The 19,528-nt window shown below is 45.7% G+C and carries 21 protein-coding genes, 2 tRNA genes and 1 riboswitch; of the genes, 4 read left to right on the plus strand and 19 right to left on the minus strand.

Translation table 11 applies throughout. The annotated features are described in order from the left end of the window. The first annotated feature begins 7 nt into the window (after window positions 1-7). Complete coding sequence (locus MHH63_RS18445) at window positions 8-466, plus strand: MarR family winged helix-turn-helix transcriptional regulator (RefSeq protein ID WP_076184289.1); 459 nt, start codon at window positions 8-10, stop codon at window positions 464-466. 74 nt (window positions 467-540) lie between these two features. Next, complete coding sequence (locus tag MHH63_RS28620) at window positions 541-606, plus strand: putative holin-like toxin (RefSeq protein WP_367946865.1); 66 nt, start codon at window positions 541-543, stop codon at window positions 604-606. A 214-nt stretch (window positions 607-820) separates the two neighbouring features. Here MHH63_RS28620 and MHH63_RS18450 read toward each other — a convergent pair. The 3 genes from MHH63_RS18450 to nrdR form a co-directional block, all read right to left on the minus strand. Next, window positions 821-893 (minus strand) — tRNA-Lys (locus MHH63_RS18450). Between the two features lie 10 nt (window positions 894-903). Next, window positions 904-979: transfer RNA gene (locus MHH63_RS18455), tRNA-Ala, on the minus strand. A gap of 250 nt (window positions 980-1,229) precedes the next feature. Continuing rightward, on the minus strand, window positions 1,230-1,706 hold the full coding sequence (gene nrdR, locus MHH63_RS18460; protein WP_036678976.1) for a transcriptional regulator NrdR: 477 nt from the start codon (window positions 1,704-1,706) through the stop codon (window positions 1,230-1,232). A gap of 164 nt (window positions 1,707-1,870) precedes the next feature. Here nrdR and MHH63_RS18465 point away from each other — a divergent pair, with 164 nt between their 5' ends. Next, a complete protein-coding gene (locus MHH63_RS18465; protein WP_036678974.1) occupies window positions 1,871-2,089 on the plus strand; it encodes an alpha/beta-type small acid-soluble spore protein in 219 nt (72 codons plus the stop codon). Window positions 2,090-2,173: 84 nt separating this feature from the next. Here MHH63_RS18465 and MHH63_RS18470 read toward each other — a convergent pair whose 3' ends face one another. The 11 genes from MHH63_RS18470 to MHH63_RS18520 all read right to left on the minus strand — a co-directional run bounded on the left by MHH63_RS18470 (window position 2,174) and on the right by MHH63_RS18520 (window position 14,570). Continuing rightward, the gene (locus tag MHH63_RS18470) at window positions 2,174-2,737 is read right to left on the minus strand and encodes a lytic transglycosylase domain-containing protein (RefSeq protein ID WP_076124928.1); all 564 of its coding nucleotides are present in this window, start codon (window positions 2,735-2,737) and stop codon (window positions 2,174-2,176) included. Further along, the gene (gene coaE / locus MHH63_RS18475) at window positions 2,734-3,330 is read right to left on the minus strand and encodes a dephospho-CoA kinase (protein WP_076220141.1); all 597 of its coding nucleotides are present in this window, start codon (window positions 3,328-3,330) and stop codon (window positions 2,734-2,736) included. Before coaE ends, MHH63_RS18470 begins: the two co-directional genes overlap by 4 nt. Before the next feature lie 9 nt (window positions 3,331-3,339). Further along, a complete protein-coding gene (locus MHH63_RS18480) occupies window positions 3,340-4,086 on the minus strand; it encodes a manganese efflux pump (protein ID WP_076124925.1) in 747 nt (248 codons plus the stop codon). A gap of 131 nt (window positions 4,087-4,217) precedes the next feature. Continuing rightward, entirely contained in the window at window positions 4,218-5,054 is an 837-nt protein-coding gene (mutM, locus tag MHH63_RS18485) for a DNA-formamidopyrimidine glycosylase (RefSeq protein ID WP_076124923.1), read from the minus strand. Window positions 5,055-5,106: 52 nt separating this feature from the next. After that, complete coding sequence (gene polA / locus MHH63_RS18490) at window positions 5,107-7,776, minus strand: DNA polymerase I (RefSeq protein ID WP_339247632.1); 2,670 nt, start codon at window positions 7,774-7,776, stop codon at window positions 5,107-5,109. Window positions 7,777-7,965: 189 nt separating this feature from the next. After that, complete coding sequence (gene phoU / locus MHH63_RS18495) at window positions 7,966-8,625, minus strand: phosphate signaling complex protein PhoU (protein WP_036678957.1); 660 nt, start codon at window positions 8,623-8,625, stop codon at window positions 7,966-7,968. A gap of 73 nt (window positions 8,626-8,698) precedes the next feature. Beyond that, window positions 8,699-9,454 carry a phosphate ABC transporter ATP-binding protein PstB gene (gene pstB / locus MHH63_RS18500; RefSeq protein WP_036678954.1) on the minus strand — a complete coding sequence of 252 codons (756 nt, stop codon included), beginning with the start codon at window positions 9,452-9,454 and terminating at the stop codon, window positions 8,699-8,701. A gap of 198 nt (window positions 9,455-9,652) precedes the next feature. Beyond that, complete coding sequence (locus MHH63_RS18505) at window positions 9,653-10,381, minus strand: response regulator transcription factor (RefSeq protein ID WP_036678951.1); 729 nt, start codon at window positions 10,379-10,381, stop codon at window positions 9,653-9,655. A 109-nt stretch (window positions 10,382-10,490) separates the two neighbouring features. Then, window positions 10,491-12,287, minus strand: coding sequence for a two-component system histidine kinase PnpS (gene pnpS / locus MHH63_RS18510; RefSeq protein ID WP_341171901.1), 1,797 nt, complete (start codon window positions 12,285-12,287; stop codon window positions 10,491-10,493). Between the two features lie 178 nt (window positions 12,288-12,465). Next, a complete protein-coding gene (locus MHH63_RS18515; RefSeq protein ID WP_076124919.1) occupies window positions 12,466-12,852 on the minus strand; it encodes a VOC family protein in 387 nt (128 codons plus the stop codon). 158 nt (window positions 12,853-13,010) lie between these two features. Next, window positions 13,011-14,570 (minus strand): fumarate hydratase, encoded by a 1,560-nt coding sequence (locus MHH63_RS18520; protein ID WP_076191426.1) that lies wholly within the window; start codon window positions 14,568-14,570, stop codon window positions 13,011-13,013. Window positions 14,571-14,672: 102 nt separating this feature from the next. Here MHH63_RS18520 and yfbR point away from each other — a divergent pair, with 102 nt between their 5' ends. Further along, entirely contained in the window at window positions 14,673-15,278 is a 606-nt protein-coding gene (yfbR, locus tag MHH63_RS18525; protein ID WP_143762727.1) for a 5'-deoxynucleotidase, read from the plus strand. 81 nt (window positions 15,279-15,359) lie between these two features. On the opposite strand, the gene thiH is transcribed toward yfbR, so the two are convergent. The 5 genes from thiH to MHH63_RS18550 form a co-directional block, all read right to left on the minus strand. After that, window positions 15,360-16,475, minus strand: a complete 1,116-nt coding sequence (gene thiH, locus MHH63_RS18530) for a 2-iminoacetate synthase ThiH (protein WP_076304385.1) — start codon at window positions 16,473-16,475, stop codon at window positions 15,360-15,362. Between the two features lie 33 nt (window positions 16,476-16,508). Continuing rightward, the gene (locus MHH63_RS18535; RefSeq protein ID WP_038569684.1) at window positions 16,509-17,276 is read right to left on the minus strand and encodes a thiazole synthase; all 768 of its coding nucleotides are present in this window, start codon (window positions 17,274-17,276) and stop codon (window positions 16,509-16,511) included. Window positions 17,277-17,331: 55 nt separating this feature from the next. After that, the gene (gene thiS, locus MHH63_RS18540) at window positions 17,332-17,535 is read right to left on the minus strand and encodes a sulfur carrier protein ThiS (RefSeq protein WP_038569682.1); all 204 of its coding nucleotides are present in this window, start codon (window positions 17,533-17,535) and stop codon (window positions 17,332-17,334) included. 38 nt (window positions 17,536-17,573) lie between these two features. Next, complete coding sequence (locus tag MHH63_RS18545; protein ID WP_248549320.1) at window positions 17,574-18,197, minus strand: thiamine phosphate synthase; 624 nt, start codon at window positions 18,195-18,197, stop codon at window positions 17,574-17,576. 95 nt (window positions 18,198-18,292) lie between these two features. After that, window positions 18,293-18,394: riboswitch (TPP riboswitch) on the minus strand. 87 nt (window positions 18,395-18,481) lie between these two features. After that, entirely contained in the window at window positions 18,482-19,354 is an 873-nt protein-coding gene (locus MHH63_RS18550; protein ID WP_038569678.1) for an SDR family oxidoreductase, read from the minus strand. Between the last annotated feature and the right edge of the window lie 174 nt (window positions 19,355-19,528).

Consider the following 19,528-nt stretch of genomic DNA (forward strand, 5'->3'; position numbering starts at 1 on the left):
CAAAACAATGAATGCCGAACGTAAAGACACGTTGAGAGGGCAATTAGAACTGAAGCTAGGTGGACAAATTAGTGCCCTCATTAGTGCTTCGCATGCCCTAAATGTCAGAACTGCTGCCGCTTTCGATTCATCTATACAGCCTGCTGCTTTCCATATAGTCCGTTGGCTGTACTCTTATGGACCAACAAGCGCCTCTGTGTTGGCAGAATCAACGGCTATGGATCGTAGTTCAGTCAGCCGTCTCATCAAGCAACTCGAGAATTTGGGTTATGTTAGAAGAGAAGACTCTCCTAATGATCGTCGAGCGATCCTTCTTACTCTCACTGATCTTGGACGACAAAAAACCTTTGACGCGTTACAGGATAAGGAGTTCATATTTTATGAGCGCATAGCCCAATGGGATAATCAACAGCTTGAAACCTTTATCCAAATGCTTCAGGAGTTTAATGGATTTAATGATAATTAATAAATGGGAACAAAAAAAGAAACAGCATCTTCCTGTTTCTTTAGATATGGATTGTCTGTAATTGGAGTCAGCAATTGTCACTGATGTTCATGTTCGGCATGTTCATTATTGCACTGCTCAACTACCTCAAAAAGAAATAGACCGCCCTCTCGCAAAGGAATGCGGTCTATTTCCTGACTAAACTTCCGAAGCCGCCGCCCTTAAAAGCGGCTATTGCACCGGGAGTCGTGTTTCCGCACTACTCTCTTTGCATTGTACGTTTTATCTACCCAAACTATACCACGATCAAAACCAAATAAAAAGTCACTCTTCCCCAAACAACAAAAAAACGGCATTTCTGCCGTTTCTTTAGGATGGACTCTCAGGGGCTCGAACCCTGGACAAATAGATTAAGAGTCTACTGCTCTACCAACTGAGCTAAGAGTCCATATGATGTTTGGTGGAGCCAAGGGGGATCGAACCCCTGACCTCATCGCTGCCAGCGATGCGCTCTCCCAGCTGAGCTATGGCCCCAAACTGAAATTTCAGATGTATGAAATCACACATTTTTTAATTTTAGTTTGGTCGTAATTGAGTTGTTCCGATAAACTCAAGCGTCGTAGGCGACTTCTATATAATATAAAAAATCGCCCTCTATGTCAACACTTTTTTTAAAAATCATTTTTCCACTCAAATTCCCCGCTCAAAACTCAGAGGAAACAAACCAGTACAAGCACTCCTAACAGACCCTAAGATTTGCTGTACGCCCTAACTGGACAAAACCCTATAATCCCTCTAATTCTCCCGTACTCTTGGATAGCAGCCCCTTGAGTTCCTTCATGAACATATTAATATCCTTGAACTGGCGATATACGGACGCAAAACGAACGTAAGCCACTTCATCTACTGGGTAGAGCTGCTCCATCACGAATTCACCAATCTGTTGGCTTTCCACTTCCGCAACGGCGATGCCGCGCAGAGATTTCTCAACCTCGGACACGATCTTTTCTAGACGTTCCACAGAAACCGGCCGTTTCTCACAAGCACGGATGAGACCACGGAGTATTTTATCACGACTGAATTCCTCACGGCTGCCGTCTTTTTTAATTACAATGAGTGGCGTTTCTTCAATCATTTCAAAAGTAGTGAAACGTTTGCTGCAACGCTCACATTCACGCCTACGACGGATTGACTTATTTTCATTCGCTGGTCGCGAGTCCAGCACTTTAGTATTTGTGTGATCACAGTAAGGGCATTTCATAAGCTTCATCACTTCCTATTACATAATGGTATGGGTCCCGGCACGTTATAAATCCGGCTTTTGAACGGCTTTTTTATTATTTCCAGAAATCACCGTTTTTTTCTTGTAATGATAATGGCAAGTCCGGCACATAATACAGTTACCAACAGAGGAGGTGAACAGCAATGAGCCAAAGCAACAACTCCAATAACCTTGTAGCTCCAAATTCCCGCGGTGCCTTGGAACAACTTAAATACGAAGTTGCCCAAGAACTAGGAATCACGCTTTCCCCAGATGGTTACCAAGGCAATAAAACTTCTTATGAAAATGGTTCGATCGGTGGTTACATCACTAAACGTCTTGTAACCCTGGCAGAACAACAACTGGCAGGTCAATACAAATAACCTGACCAACATAAGCTTTTTGAAGAAGTATTAAACGACCTACAGGTCGTTTAATACTTCTTTTTATACATAACACGGTAGAAATTAAAATTCTTTGTAAATGTCCGTGTACTGATCATAGTAATAATTAACGCGCTGTACATAATGCCTGGTTTCACCAATGGGAATATCTTTAATGGTTGCATCTGTCCCATCCCAGACCCCTTCGTCCAACCAGCGTTGAACTTTTCCGGGCCCAGCATTATAGGCTGCGATAATTGCTGTACGTTTACCTTCGAACTGACGGGATAAAGTTGAAAGATACCATGTACCCAGTTCAATATTAGCCGAAGGCTCATGCTTGAGTTCTTCCATAGATACGTTTGGAAGCTTGGCCTTTTCCAGCGCCCACTTCGCGGTATCCGGCATAAGCTGCATCAGCCCTAGTGCGCCTTTTTTGGATTCTCGTCCAGTTTTAAAGTTCGTTTCTACACGAATAATCGCGGTTACAAGAAACGGGTCTATCTCATAAGTGATGCTGTGCTTGCGAATCTCATCTTTAAAATGGATGGGATAAAACCACGACATCCAGTTAGTACTCAGAAACAATATTGCCGTAAAACCCACAAATAGCAGAAGCAGTACTCTTTTTTTACGTAGCCATTTCATGATAAACCCAGCCTGTCCCAAAAAACAGCAACCTGTTGCTCAGTGTACGCAAGATCGCCACTGTTGTCGATGATGTAGTCCGCTTTATTACGTTTCTGTTCAATATCCATCTGTGCATTCAATCGCGCTTCTGCTTCTTCTAAAGAGAGCCTATTACGTTCCATTAATCGAGCAATTTGCATTTCACGGGGAACGTACACTACTACAATCTCATGGAACAGGGTCTCAAGCCCTGATTCAAAAAGAAGCGGAATATCCACAATAATAAGCCGCTTCGGCTCTTCCTGCTCCATGCTGTACATACGGTCTTTGATTTCCTGCCGGATAGCAGGATGCGTCAAATTGTTCAAGGTTTGCAGGGCCACAGGATCTTGAAAGACGATTTCACCTAATTTGGCCCTATTCAGTGTTCCATCCGGAAAAAGGATCTCTTTTCCGAATTGCTTAGCAGCAGCAGCCAACACTTCATGCCCGGGAAGCATAACTTCTCTGGCGATCACATCGGCATCAACCAGCCTCGCTCCCTTGTTCACAAGCAGTGCAGACACTGTGCTTTTTCCGGATGCGATTCCTCCGGTTAAGCCTATAATCATGTACTCACCTCATAATAGCTTCAGTATTCCCATTGCAATTAATAATAACGCTGGTAATGCGGCAGCATGCTTCATCCAGTAGTTCCCGGCAAATCTAAGTCCAGTCTTCATACCCAGCAATAGAAATGTACCACTAAACAAAGCTATTGTAAGTGATGTCCATATCGGATTGAAGCCAAGCAGCGCTGCGCCAAGTCCAGCCCCAAAAGCATCCAGAGAGAGCGCAATCCCCAGTATCATCGCTTCCATCGAAGAGATGCTTCCTGAGGCATCCATATCCGCAGAAGACGGGGTACGCAAGATCTGTACTACAATTCCCAAACGGCGAAGCTCAAGTGAAAAAACAGCTGATTTCAACGGTTCATCATTCATAACAGGTTCTGTACCCGCTTCAGAATCAGCAGCTACCTCTGCCCAAGCCTGCTCGGAAAATGAGCCCTTATCTACCGTTTCAGCTTTACGTCCGCCATCTGCATCTTTCTCTTTTTGCATCAGCATCTGAACAAGCGACCAGCATCCCATTAGCACAAGTATAACCGCACCAACTATAGAAGCTGCATTCGGAGACACTACCTTGGCAAGCAAAACCCCAACCTGCATCGATACACAGATAACTACCCCCGAACAGAGCGAGATAATCAGAACGGAGAGCAGTGGTATTTTCATTTTACGCAGCCCATATGTAATTCCTACACCAAAACCATCCAAACTCAAGGCAAACGCTAGCAATAGCAGTGAAAATAATGGGCTGAGCACCCGCAATCCCTCCTGTGAAGAACCGGAAAACTGAAATTTTATCGTTTCAGCTTCCGTTCTCTATTAAGCATTCTTCACACAGTATATGGGCGGGACAAGTAGTGGGTGCCAACCTTATTATTTCAACAAATTCAGTGAACAGTCGGACGCTGGCAATTTGGACAATAATGCGTGCCACGACCGCCTACAACCGTCTTCTCAATCATCGTTCCGCAGTTACTACACGGCTGATCCTTACGACCGTAAATCAATAGCTGCTGCTGATACGTACCGCTCTCACCTTGGCCATTAACATATGACTTAACAGATGAACCTCCGGCGTTAACCGCTTCGGCCAGCGTGCTTACAATAGCATGATGCAGCTTGTCCAATTGATTGTCCGTGAGCGCTTTGGCGCTGTCTTCAGGATGGATACCCGCACGGTGCAACGACTCATCTACATAAATATTGCCGATGCCGACGATATATTCCTGATTAAGCAGCAGCGATTTAATTTTGGTGCTTTTACCGGACACGATCTGCTTAAACCTCTCCGGTGTAAAAGAAGGCTCCAGCGGCTCCTGCCCCAGCTTATTTAAAGGCGGCAGCTGAAGATCTTCTCCCATCTGAAAAAGATGCATTGTCCCAAATTGGCGAACATCCGTGTAACGCAGCTCAGTTCCATCCGTAAAATGAAAAATCACATGTGTATGCTTGTCCAGTGGGTCATCATTTGAAAAAAGTCCGTAACGGCCTTCCATCCGTAAATGTGACACAAGCACCAGACCATCCAGCACAATACGCAAAAACTTTCCTCTTCGTTCAACTTTTACAATGCTATGACCTGCCAGCAGGTGGGCAAAAGCCTGAATATCATCCGGACGCTGAATAATCCGCGCCAACCGGACGGTTACATTCTCTATCTGCTTTCCATTAACTAACTCATTAAGTGTTCTCTTGACTGTCTCTACTTCCGGTAATTCCGGCATGATGTCTTCACCTCAACTACATTATAGCTGATATGCACACCTTAAAGGGAGTCTATTTCGCCTCGTACCAGTTACTTCCAAAGCTGACCTCTGCCTTAAGCGGCACAGATAACTTTAGGGCTCCACCCATTACTTCCGGCAAAAGCGTCTTCATAAGCTCCATTTCATCCTCTGGCACCTCGAATACAAGCTCATCGTGTACTTGAAGCAGCATACGGCTCTTAAGCCCACGATCAAATAACGCCTTGTCCATATGCACCATCGCCAGCTTGATTATATCCGCTGCTGTTCCCTGTATAGGTGTATTCATTGCTGTCCGCTCCGCAAAAGAGCGCAGATTAAAGTTCTTCGCATTAATCTCCGGCAGATAACGGCGACGTTCGAGCAATGTGGTCACATAACCATACTTCCGTGCCTCCACTACAATATCGTCCATATAGCGGCGTACACCCTGATAAACCTCAAAATACTGTTCAATAAATTGCGCGGCTTCCTTACGCGGAATATTCAGATTCTGCGAGAGACCGTAATCACTGATCCCGTAGACGATCCCAAAGTTAACGGCTTTTGCGGCACGGCGCATATTACTGTCCACCTGTTCTGCGGTCACACCGAACACATCCATCGCTGTCTTCGTGTGAATATCCATATCATGCAGAAAGGCTTCCTTCATCCGCTCATCGCCGGAAATATGTGCCAGCACACGCAGTTCGATCTGCGAATAGTCGGCTGCCAGGATGGACCAGCCCGGTTCGGACGGAACGAATACCTTGCGGATTTTGCGTCCTTCCTCTAGACGAATCGGGATATTTTGCAAGTTCGGGAATTGGCTGCTAAGCCGTCCTGTAGCGGCAATTGTCTGCCGATAGAATGTATGCACCTTCCCTGTGTTCGGGGAAATTTCTTTAAGCAGCCCCTCTACGTAGGTAGATTGCAGCTTTGCAATTGTGCGATATTGCAGAATCAAACGCACCACATCGTGGTATGGCGCCAGTTTCTCAAGCACTTCGGCATCCGTGGAATAACCCGTCTTCGTCTTCTTGACGACAGGCAGACCTAGCTTTACAAACAAGATTTCACCCAGCTGCTTTGGTGAGTTCAAATTAAACTCAGTGCCACAAATCTCGTATATTTCACTGACCAATTTAGAAATTTGCGCCTCGAATTCTTTTCCAAGCTCTTTAAGATCACCAGCATTGACTGCAATCCCCTGTTTCTCCATATCCGCCAAAATCCGTGACAAAGGCATTTCCAGATCCTCGAATAGCCCTGTCATTGCGGTCTCCACCAGCTCCTGCTGTTGCTTCTGTGCGATTCCAAGAACCGTTGCACTCTTTCGTGCAACGTGATTTCCTAAAACTTCAAGCTCAGGGATTTTGTATTTGGCACCTTTACCAAATACCTCTTCATCAGGAGAGAGCCGCGGCAAGCCGTATTTAGCAGTGAGATCATTTAGATTCTGATTAGCCTCCGTAGGATCAAGCAAATAAGCCGCCAGCTGCACATCATGGGCAGCACCTGCAAAAGCAATTCCCTGCCAGTGTAGAGCCAAATCAGCGCGGTGAAGATCATATCCACTTTTCGGAGCCTTTTCATCTCCTAGCCAATCACGCAGCTTCGCAGCGGCCGGTTTATGCAGTAATTCAAACGGCACATAGTAATGCCGCTCCAGAGAGGACAATCCTATTCCGATTACCTCGGCACGATGCGGATTATCTCCATTCGATTCCACATGCAGCGCCGAAATACCAGCCAGGGCTTCACTAAGCTCCTTAAGTTCTTCTTCACTTACGATCGTAATATCAAGTGCCGCAGCTTCTACTTCAGCTGCACTCTCCTCACCCTCGGTAACAGGAGCATAAGCACTAAGCGACAAACGGTCCAACAATGATTTAAATTCCAGCTTAGCAAGCGCTGGTCCGGCTGTATCCGCTGAAATTCCATTGAAGACCATGTCTTCCCACGAATGCTCAAGCGGTACTTCACGATAGATGGTCGCTAATTTTTTACTCATCACCGCATCTTCCGCATGGGTTTCCAGTTTCTCTTTCATTTTACCCTTTAGCTCACCGGTTCCAGCTAAGACACCTTCCACTGATCCAAATTGATGCAGCAGCTTCAAAGCTGTCTTCTCACCTACGCCGGGTACTCCCGGGATGTTATCACTTGCATCGCCCATCAGCCCTTTAAGATCAATGATCTGCTCAGGGGTTAGGTCATATTTCTCCCGGATTTGTTCCGGCCCATAAAGCTCAACTTCGGTGACCCCTTTGCGGATTAAGGCAACGGTCGTATGTTCAGAGGCCAGCTGCAACATATCCTTGTCTCCCGACACGATCATAACCTGCCGTCCCGCTTCATCCGCCTGGCGTGAAATGGTGCCAATAATATCATCAGCCTCATAATTGCCAATTTCAAACTGCGGTACACCTAAATTAGTCAGCAATTCCTTCAACAAAGGGAACTGCTCGGAGAGTTCCGGCGGTGTTTTTTGCCGGCCGCCCTTATAATCTTGATAACCTTCATGCCGAAAAGTAACTTTCCCTGCATCGAAAGCGACAATCATATGTGTCGGTTTATGTTCTTCGATTAAACGAAGCAGCATCGTTGTAAATCCGTACACCGCATTTGTCTGTTGCCCTGCTGTATTCGTCAGCGGGGGCATCGCAAAAAAAGCACGGTAAATAATATTGTTTCCATCTATAAGTATCAACTTGTCCATAGTGCACCTCGCCTTTTTCATGCTTACTCCTTACATCTTACCATATGCCCTGTACAAGTAGAAACGGCTTTACCAACCTAAACAGTGGGATAAGCTGATATGTTAAGGATATACAACAAGTAGCCGCCCTTTTAAAAGGGCGGCTACTTAGTTTAACTAAAGATATAACAAAAGCTGTGTAAGTGCAAATTACTGATTCAAGTCCGGACGGCTGCCTGTGACCAGATAAACAACACTCTCACCTATGTTAGTCGCATGATCGGCAATCCGTTCAATATAACGGCCTACCAGCGTTAATAACATAGCTTGGGATACAGAATCCGGTTTTGCCACCATATAACTATATAGCTCATTGATCATCGAACCATATAATTGATCGACCTGATCATCATCTTGTGCCATTCTATAAGCCAGATCCGTGTTCTCATCCAGATAAGACTGGATAGCCTCATCAATCATGGTCGTCACAATTTCCGCCATACGTGGAATGTCTACAAGCGGCTTGATCAGCTGCTGTCCATGGATGCGCATAGTTGCTTTCGCAACATCAATAGCCAAGTCACCCATACGTTCCAAATCGCTAGATATTTTGAAAGCAACGATAATGCGGCGCAAATCTTTTGCTACAGGCTGCTGTGTAATAATTAGCCGTGAGCCAATTTCCATGATTTTATCTTCCATGGCATTCAGCTGCAAATCTGCTTTAATGATTTCCTGAGCGCGCACAGTATCAAGATTCTGTAAAGCAACAATTGCTCCACCAAGAGCATCTATTACATGTTCACCCATCTGCTGCAGCAGACTGCGCAGCTCTTCCAAATCTTTATCAAATTCTTTTCTGCGAATCATAGTAAGAGCGATCCTCCTCATTAATGTATGGTCAGCTTGCCATTTCCAAGGACGAGCGCCCTTGTAGCCCGTATCAGCCGAAACGTCCAGAAATATAATCTTCGGTGCGGGAATCCTTAGGAGTCGAGAACAACACCTCTGTATCCGCCGCCTCTACAATTACACCATTCAAGAAAAACACGGTTCGACCAGATACACGTGCCGCCTGATGCATGTTATGAGTAACCATAACGATTGTATACTTACTTCTTAATTCCTGTACAAGCTCCTCTATCTTGAGCGTAGACACAGGATCAAGTGCAGACGTTGCCTCATCCATGAGCAGAATATCCGGCTGTACTGCCAAAGCTCGGGCGATACACAGCCGTTGCTGCTGTCCGCCGGACAAGCTAAGGGCAGATTTTTTCAGAAAATCTTTAACTTCCTCCCACAGCGCGGAATGACGCAGACTTTGCTCTACAATCTCATCCAGTTCGCTCTTTGAACGAATACCGTGCAGGCGAGGACCATAAGCTACATTGTCGTAAATCGACTTCGGAAAAGGATTGGGCTGTTGGAATACCATGCCCACCTGCTTACGCAGGCTTTCTACCTCTACCTCGTCACTATAAATATTTTTGCCGCCGATGTTTACAGTTCCTTCAATACGTGTACCAGGAATCATATCATTCATACGATTCAGCGTGCGCAACAGAGTGGATTTTCCGCAACCGGAAGGTCCAATAAAAGCAGTAACCTGTTTCTCCGGAATTTGCAGATTCACATTCTTCAGTGCGTGAAATGACTCATAGTAGAGATCAAGTTTCTCTATGTCAATGATGGATTTCATTAGTATTTACGTCTCCTTCTCATCATCTTCGTTCTCCATAATAAGCTTTTAATGTAAATACAGTTGGAGAGAAATGTTAACGCAATGTAAAATTGGTGAAGATGAATTAGTCCACGTGATAGTATTCCCTACAATTCGGCGTGTAATCTCACCTGAATCTTGTTTATGAACGGGATAAAGAAGAAAACTCCAGTCATGCTAAATGACCGGAGCTCTCTTTTTGTTAACAACTAATTTATAACCTACACCTCGAATGGAATCGATATGGACGGATTCTGGATCTAGCTCAAGCTTTTTACGAAGTGAACTTACGTGCACATCAACGGTGCGCTGTCCACCAATATAATCAAAGCCCCATACAGCGTTCATAAGATCATCTCTTGTCAGCACTACCCCTGGTTTACGAGCCAAATATAACAATACCTCGAACTCTTTCGGTCGCAGGTTAATGCTATGTCCACCTAAGGAAACTTCATACCGCTCAGGATAGATTTCTAGTTGTCCCAGAATGATCGTAGAAGCAGATATAGGTGTCTCTTGTGGAGCCTCCTCAGCAAGACCGGAAATCCGCCGCAATACAGCGCTCACTCTTGCAAGCAATTCGGATACCCCAAAAGGTTTGGTTATATAATCATCAGCACCGGATTTCAGCCCTCTAACCACATCTTCTTCAGCATTTTTAGCAGTCAATACGATAATAGGTGTGCGGATACCTTGTCCACGCAATTTATCAAGGATGTCAATGCCATTCATTCCTGGCAGCATCAGATCCAATACGATCAAGTCAAAAGGTTCCCTCGTCGCACGATCATATCCTGCCGTTCCATGATCCTCTACCGTCACCTCGTAACCTTCCTGCGTTAAGTTATAGGACAGCAGCCGGGCTAGTGTCGGTTCGTCTTCAATGACAAGCAATCGTTGAGCCATAGGTTCCCCCGTCTTCCATATAGTTTGATTTTTACAAAACAGCAACAAAACCATCATATCACCGTAATGTTAACTTAGTGTAAAATTGAAAAAGTGAATTCACAAAAATCTAATCGGTCTTTTCTTCCTGCAGCAAAGGCAATTCAATCACAAAGGAACTGCCGATTCCCAAATCACTTTCAACTGAAATCACTCCATGGTGCATATCTACCAAATGCTTCACAATAGACAGCCCCAATCCCGTTCCGCCGGAGCTTCTGGATCTTGCCTTATCCACCCGGTAAAAACGTTCAAAAATACGCGGCAGATCTTTTTTAGGAATCCCCATACCTGTATCGCTAACAGTAAATTGAACATTTTCGGAGCCGTCTGGTTTCAGTAGACTCTTAACGTAGACCTTTACGTTTCCGCCTTCATGTGTGTAATTAATCGCATTAGAGAACAGATTCATAAAGATTTGACGCAGCTTATCCTCATCCGCCTCAATGAATAGCTCCTCTGGAACCTCTACATTAAGACTAATGTTTTTCTTCTCAGCGACTTTACTGATGGTTCCCAGCACGGAATCAAAGAATTCAATGATATGAACCGGTGAGCAATCGAGCTGCACCCGTTTAGATTCGATTTTAGATAATTCCAGAATATCTCCAATCAAGCGATTTAAACGCTCATTCTCATCATAAATAATTTGCAGGAAGGATCTCGCCGTCTTCTCATCTTTAACTCCGCCTCCCAGTAAGGTCTCGGCAAACCCTTTGACCGCTGCAACCGGAGTCTTGAGTTCATGCGATACATTAGCTACAAATTCACTACGCATCCGCTCCAAACGGCGAATTTCCGTAACCTCTTGCAATAGGAAAAGCATACCTCTGTACGTACCATCCTGGATCATCGGAACCGCGTCCATCCGTACAATTCGCTCTCTTGGGTTATAAATACTTCGTTCTTCATGAATCGGCTCCCGGCTTAACACCCCTTCTTCAAGCAGACGGGTTAGCTCATAATGCCGTTTTAACTCTTTGTACGAATGACCCGCCATTTCACCGTTACTGACATCAAGCATTCGCTCTGAAGCCCGATTAAGCAGCGCAATCTCTTCTTCCGCATTGATCATTATGATGCCGCCAGTCATATTATCCAGCACGCTTTGCAGCAGATCCTCATTATCACGAATCGTCTTAAGCTGGTCTTGAAGACTGTCTGCCATCGCATTAATCGCTGTAGCCAGCTGTCCAACTTCATCTTTACGCTTCAAATGAACTCTGGCATCATAATCCAGATCGGTAATCCGCCGGGCAACTCTTGTGATTTGCTCCAGCGGGGAAGTCATGCTTGAAGCTACTTTATAGCTCACAATAGTTGCTGACAAGAACAAGATAATTAGACCTGCAGCCATGATCATCCAAGCATGCTTAAGACCTTGCGTTACAGCATCAAGTCCCATTGAGACCCGAATATAGCCGTCAAATCCCTGATCAGAAGTTACCTTTCCAGCCACATATAACATCTCATGCTTTAGAGTTTCGCTGTAACGGATTGCCCGTCCAGTTCCCTCTTTCGCAGCCCCTATCTCTTCTTCACGATTGGAGTGGTTGTCCATTTCCAAGGGGTTTTTCTCAGAATCGCCAATTACTTTACCCGAATTTGTAATAAACGTTATCCGAGAATCTAAAAGTTTAGAAATATGCTCCGCCTGTTCAGTGTAATGCGGGATCGCATTCGAAGAATTCATATCAACAAATTCCAGTGTGCCTGAGAGCAAGCTTATTTCCCGGGACATATTCTCTTCCAGAGCAGTTATATGGGAGCTCTTAAACAGATGAGCCATCGTAAATCCAGTACCAATCATGGAAATACCGATTAAGGCCATAAGTATAAACGTAAGACGAGCACGAAACGGTTTCATCTGAAATTTGCCTCTCCCTTTATCATTGTATCTTTTATCCTAACTTCATTTTCTTCAAAATACCAGTACGACTATGACCGTGACATAAGCCCCCCAGAGTAGATTATATAAAAATAACAGCCCGAGTTGATTAACTCTGGACTGTTACTTTGTATTACTTTTGTAAAAACACATGAGTTTATTCTGTACGGGTGGCAAGAAACCACTGATTACCCTGACGGTCTCTAACCCCTGCTCCTCTTTCTCCATAGGATTTATCCAGTGGTTCTTCAATAATAGAAGCCCCGGCATCCAGGCACTTGCGGTAGGTCTCATCAACATTTCTTACATAAAGATGAATGGCAAGCTGTACCGGTGAATACTTTTCATTCGCTTCGGAAATCTCAATGATGGAATCACCGATTCTGACCTCGGCATGCCTAATCCTTCCCTCATCATTTCGCAGCATATCAATAATTTTGGCATCAAAGCAGTGCACAACAAAATCTATCAATTGGTCTGCATCTTCCGCAATAAAATACGGCGTAACGTTAAGAAACCCATTTCTAATATAATGTGGTGCCATTCGTTGTCCTCCTTTAGACAGGCAAAAACGCCTTCGGCGTTCCTTAAGGATCATTTATAGTCTGGACATATAAATCCTTATAATTTGATTAAAACCCATGGAAAAGCCATTCAGAGAATCTGCCCTCCTCATGACTTATCCACCGGTTGTAACCCCATTTATTTAAACACTGGCTCCTTGAATTGAGTCAATTTAGCTGCAGAATCTTTTTCCACATCCGCATGCAGACTGTTGCCGTGAGCATCCATCGTCACAATCGCTGCAAAACCCTCCACATCGAGATGCCACATCGCCTCAGGAATACCAAATTCCATAAAATCAACAGCGTTGACCTTCTTAATACACTCAGCATAATACTGGGCGGCTCCACCAATCGCATTGAGGTATACCCCGCCGTGCTCCTGCAACGCTTTTAACGTTTTTGGACCCATACCACCTTTTCCGATGACTGCACGGATTCCAAATTTTTTGATGATATCGCCTTGATAAGGCTCTTCACGAATGCTCGTAGTTGGGCCCGCAGCTTTTACATGCCAGCCTTCCTCATCTTTCATCATCACAGGACCACAATGATAAATCACAGCCCCTTCCAGATCTACCGGAGACTCATGATCCATTAAATATTTGTGCAAAGCATCACGGCCTGTATGCATTTCACCGGATAAAATAACCACGTCTCCAACACGCAGACTACGGATATCCTCTTCACTTATCGGCGTTGTAAGACGTACTTCCCGCGACTCAGAGGCCGGGCTGTTAGCTCCCTCAGCAACTACTGCTTCAGATTCATGTGCCCCTTCATCATCTACAGATATCCCTGTACCACTCTCATACAACCAATCCTCTATATTGCCTGTGGATGGATCAACCAGCACCCCTTGGCGGCGGAAGGCCCAACAGTTATAAGCAACGGATACGAAAAAGCTAGCTGGCAGACGATTCATTACGCCAACCTTACAGCCCAGCAGCGATACTTCACCACCAAAGCCCATCGTGCCAATTCCAAGCTTGTTAGCATTCTCCATAATATAGTCTTCCAGCTTACTAAGGTCTTCTATTGGATTAACATCCTCCACTTTGCGGAACAGCTGCTTCTTAGCCAGCTCGTAGCCAGTCGTACGGTCACCGCCGATACCCACGCCAATAAAACCGGCACTACATCCTTGTCCCTGCGCCTGATATACCGCGTGTAAAATACATTTACGGATTCCGTCAAGATCCCGACCCGCTTTGCCGAGTCCTTCTAATTCTGCCGGGAGACTGTATTGAATATTTTTATTCTCGCAGCCTCCACCCTTCAGAATAAGTCTAACGTCTATTTTATCCTCTTCCCATTGTTCGAAATGAATGACTGGTGTGCCTGCACCCAAGTTATCTCCGCTATTCTCACCTGTTAATGAATCTACAGAATTGGGACGAAGTTTACCATTCTTGGTCGCTCGTACAATGGCATTATGAATATCTTTTTTCATCTCAATCTGATTGATTCCCACAGGGGTGTGAATGATAAATGTAGGCATTCCCGTATCCTGACAGATCGGAGACACTTGCTGCTCAGCCATTCCGATATTTTGCGCAATCGTGGTTAAAGCAAGACCGGACCGGGTAGCCCTGTCTTCCAGCGCGCGACCTTTTGCAACTGCCCGGCGTACATCTCCCGGCAAATTCGTGGAAGTTTCTACGATAAGGTTATAAATACTGTCTTCAAAATGCTGCATCTTCATTCAAGCTCCTCTCGGCAGTTCCAGGTTATCTAAAGTTTGATACAATTAGTATAATAATATCATACCTAGCACCGCATGAAAGGGGTTACTTTAAAATTGAGCTACCATTTTTCTGCCTATCTATATCGTCTTCAGTATATTCAGCGCTGGAGCTTGATGCGCAGCACCGCACCGGAGAACGTCGCTGAGCATTCTTTTCATGTTGCATTGCTCACACATATGCTCTGTTCCATCGGTAATGTTCATTTTGGACGTTCACTAAACGCGGAACGAGCAGCAACCATAGCTCTGTTCCATGATGCCAGCGAAGTGTTCACAGGTGACATCGCCACGCCGGTAAAATACAACAATCCTCGCTTGCTCACCAGCTTCCGCGAAATGGAGAAAGTTGCGGCTGATCGCTTAACTGGAATGATTCCATCAGAGCTGAAAAGCATCTACACTCAGCTTATACGACCGGAAGACAGCCCTCCCGATTCGGAAGACATTCTGCTGCACAGCTATGTGAAAGCCGCTGATCGGCTGGATGCTTATTTGAAATGCGTATGGGAAGTTGCTGCAGGAAACCGAGAATTTGCCGCCGCGAAGGAGCAGACAGCAGCAAAACTTCGTGGGCTTGACCTGCAGGAAGTGGATTATTTTCTGACTCATATGGCACCGAGTTTCGAAATGTCTCTCGATGAGCTCTCTGCCGGAAACTAAACACCCTCTATACAAAAAAAATGGACCTCCGCATGAATCTCGCAGGGGTCCATTAGTGATTAATAATTGATAATACAAGCGTTACGTTGTTGATTCGGTCAGGATATCCCAGTCTTTAAAAATGGGCTGCAAACCCTTCGTATATAGCATTTCCGTAATCTCCTGCACACTACGGCCATCGGATATTTCGAATTGCGGAGTTCCCCCTGCATTAGTGTGACCGCCCACCTCAGTAGTGACCCCGGCTGACATCTTAGTTATTCCTAGATGAATTAAATGATCGCGTAGAGAGGCAGGCTCTCGTGTAGATAAAGTAATGCCCGAACGGGGTAAAAATAACCGGTATGCCAAAATAATCTGCACTAGCGATCGGTCGGTAACATCACACTCCGGGTTAAATTCCCCTAAATAAGGCCGAAACCGCGGAGGTGACAGACTGATCTCGCAATCTGGATACCGATCCTGCAAATAGCGGGCATGCATGGCACTTTGGAATGCTTCTTGCCGCCAATCATACATCCCGAGCAACGTACCAATATTCACAGAACGAAAACCTGCCTGACAGCCGCGTTCAGGTGCATCCAGGCGATTCCGGTAGTTTCTTTTAGGCCCTTTAACATGCAGCTTTCTGTAAGTCTCCTGGTGGTACACCTCTTGGTATAGTGTTAATCCATCCACCCCTGCTTGAAGAAGCTCTTTATATTCTGCAGTTGATAGAGGATTTATCTCAATACTGACAGAGGAAAAAAATTCCCTGAGTACATCTACGCAATCCTTAATATATGAGACAGGATTCTCCCGGCGCGATTCACCAGTCAAAATGAGGATATGCCGCAGACCTGTAGCTGCAATCTTCTCAGCCTCCCTGCGAACCTCCTCCAAGGACAGCTTTTTGCGCGGAAAATCATAAATGGAGCTGAAGCTGCAGTAGGTACAATGATTCACACAAAAATCCGCAAGATACATCGGTGTGAACAGCTGCATCGAATAACCAAAATGTGCACGGGTCAGTCGCTGTGCAGCCAACGCCATCTCCTCTAGCAGCGGCGTTGCTGCCGGAGAGAGCAATGCCAGCAAATCATTTTCGTTCAGCTTGTCTTTTCCAAGCGCCCGCTTAACGTCATCCTCCCGGAACTCCTTCCACAGTTGCTCATAAGGATACTGCTCCAAGCGGGCCAGTGTGTCAAAAAAGCTCATGCTAATCTTCCCTCCTTTCGTGACCTATCAAATTCAGTTCAAAAATCCAGTCAACGGTGACGAAGCAAAAGCAACTTCTTCTACAGGACCGAGTCCTGCCAAATAAGCTTTGCGGCCAGCGGATATCGCCTCGCGGAACGCTTCCGCCATGACGAGCGGATTACGTGCCGTTGCAATAGCCGTATTAAGCAGAACAGCAGCGGCCCCCATCTCCATTGCTTCCGCCGCTTCCGAGGGCTTGCCAATCCCGGCGTCTACAATAATCGGCAAATTCACTTCTTCAATAAGAATACGCACAAGCTCCTTAGTGCGCAGGCCGCGATTCGTCCCGATCGGCGCACCAAGCGGCATCACAGCAGCAGCACCGGCATCTCTCAGACGTAAAGCAGCCGAAAGGTCCGGACTCATATATGGCAATACTACAAAACCCTCCGCTGCTAAAATCTCTGTAGCTCGTATGGTCTCCAGATTATCTGGAAGCAGGTATTTCTGATCATTGATCACTTCGATCTTGACCCAGTTCCCCAGTCCCGCAGCTCTTGCTAATCTTGCAATACGGACTGCCTCTTCCGCTGTACGCGCTCCTGAGGTATTAGGCAGAAGAGTCATGTGGCCGGGAATGTGGTTCATGATATTTTCTGCTCCACCTTGCGGGTCCACTCGGCGAAGCGCTACAGTAATCACCTGAGAACCAGAGCTTGCGATCACTTCGGGGATCAACGTATTCCGGCTATATTTTCCGGTTCCGATAAATAATCTACTGGTTAATTCGATGCCGCCAATATGTAACGGGTCATGCATGAAATTACCTCCCTTTGGTTCGTATAAATTTCTCAAAATTCTATACCGCTCCATCTCAACCCCCACCAACAAAGTGCACCAGTTCCAAACGATCATCCTCGCTCAGAGCAGTACTTTCATAATTCTCCTTACTGACAATTTCTCCATTCAGCTCAATGATCATCAGACGACCCGACCACTCAGGAAGACTGATCAAATCAGCTATAGTTTGAATACCACCAGAACACTCTGCGGATTTCCCGTTAATCAACAGCTTCATTCTGAATCACCCCCTTCGCCCATGCTGTTACCTCCAGGCTATGAATGAACCGCCTTATGAATAGCTTTGGCGGCCTCATAAGGATCATCCGCTCCGCAAATACCGGACATCACAGCAACTCCTGCCGCACCTTTCCTGATGATCTGCGCCGCATTAGCGGGGCTAATTCCGCCAATCGCAATTACAGGAATAGAGCTGGTCTTCACCGTTTCTGCAAGCAGCTCTAACCCACGTGCGGGCAGCCCTAACTTGCTATCCGAGGGAAATACATGACCAAACAAGCAATAATCAGCTCCCTGCTCTGAGGCATTCGCCGCTTCTTCCGGAGAATGAACCGATCTCCCCAGCCGAAGCTGAGGTGCAATTCGCCGGGCTGTAACCGGACTCAGACTGTGCCAAGCCAACTGAACCCCCGCGGCACCAGCTGCCAATGCTACATCTATCCGGTCGTTGATTATCAGTTTGGTAGCGGGCATACCGGCAGCCAACAGCTGCTGTGCCGCAGCGAGCAGTTCGCATGCAGGACATTGCTTATCTCTCAGGTGAATATAATCGACCCATGTCTGCACCGTGACAGCTAGTTCAACAAAATGTCTCAGTTGTAGCTTGCCGTCTGATATTAGATGGATCTCAGCTTGCAACATCACGATCTCCTCTCTCACTTCCCTGTAGGTCAGTAAAAAACAAAAAAACTGCCCCCCGTAAGGAAGGCAGTCAGAATCTGTATATAGACGGCACTACAAATAGCCCGACAACAGAAATTCGTTCTCCACTTCCCTACGCTGGTCTTAACCAGATCAGGTTCAAAGGGTCCGGAAATCCATTCCGTCTCAGCCAATCGGCACCCCTAGTGACATAAATATACAATTTTAAAATGCTAACGTGGTTTATAGTAACATATTTTTTTATTGAAATACACCCATTTATTCACATTAGCTGTACTGATCTAACCGTTTACTACCTCGCCACCATTTACATGAATAACCTGTCCAGTCACATAACTGGAATCGTCAGAGGCCAGATATACATAGGCTGGTGCCAGCTCTTCTGGTTGTCCAGGCCGTTTCATAGGCTGTGTACCTCCAAACTCGCTAACCTGTTTTGCATCAAAGGTAGAGGGAATCAGCGGTGTCCAGATTGGACCTGGTGCAACACCGTTTACCCGTATGCCCTTCTCTGCCAGATTCGTGGACAAGGATCGTGTGAAGCTAAGAATAGCTCCTTTAGTTGATGAATAGTCCAGCAGCTGCGGGCTTCCGCGATAAGCGGTAATTGAAGTTGTATTTATAATGGTAGATCCTGCTTTTAAATGAGGCATAGCTGCTTTTGTTAAATAGAACATCGCAAATATATTCGTACGGAAAGTACGCTCAAGCTGCTCGGAAGTAATATCCTCGATCTTAGCTTGCGGATGTTGCTCTGCCGCGTTATTGATGAGAATATCAAGCTTTCCTAAGCCCTCCACCGTCTGTTTAATAAGATCCTTACAGAATTTCTCGTCACCGATATCACCTGGAATTAGGATACATTTGCGGCCTTCCTGCTCGACCTGACGTTTAGTTTCCTCTGCATCTGAGTGTTCATTAAGATATGAAATGACCACATCAGCGCCTTCTTTAGCAAAAAGCACAGCAACTGCACGCCCAATTCCGCTGTCTCCACCGGTAATTAACGCCGCCTTGTCTTGCAGTTTACCTGCTGCTTTATAATTTGCCGGCTCGTATTTGGGCAGCGGCGTCATTTCACTCTCAATCCCTGGCTGATGATGCTGCTCCTGTGGGGGTAAGGTTTTTGTAGCTTGTTTATTGTTGCCTGACATCTTCCCTATCTCCTCTCGTTAAGCAAATTGATAGTTAACTGATCGTCTTAGGATGGCACAACTATGCACGTTTATACGCTGGGTTTGTCATTTTCTTAAATCGCTTTACGAATCTTACTTACCACAATGAAAGTAGATATAAACAACCGTGAGAGATATACTGCTGTAACTGGA

Source organism: Paenibacillus sp. FSL H3-0310 (assembly GCF_038002785.1).
Classification (GTDB): domain Bacteria; phylum Bacillota; class Bacilli; order Paenibacillales; family Paenibacillaceae; genus Paenibacillus_AQ; species Paenibacillus_AQ odorifer.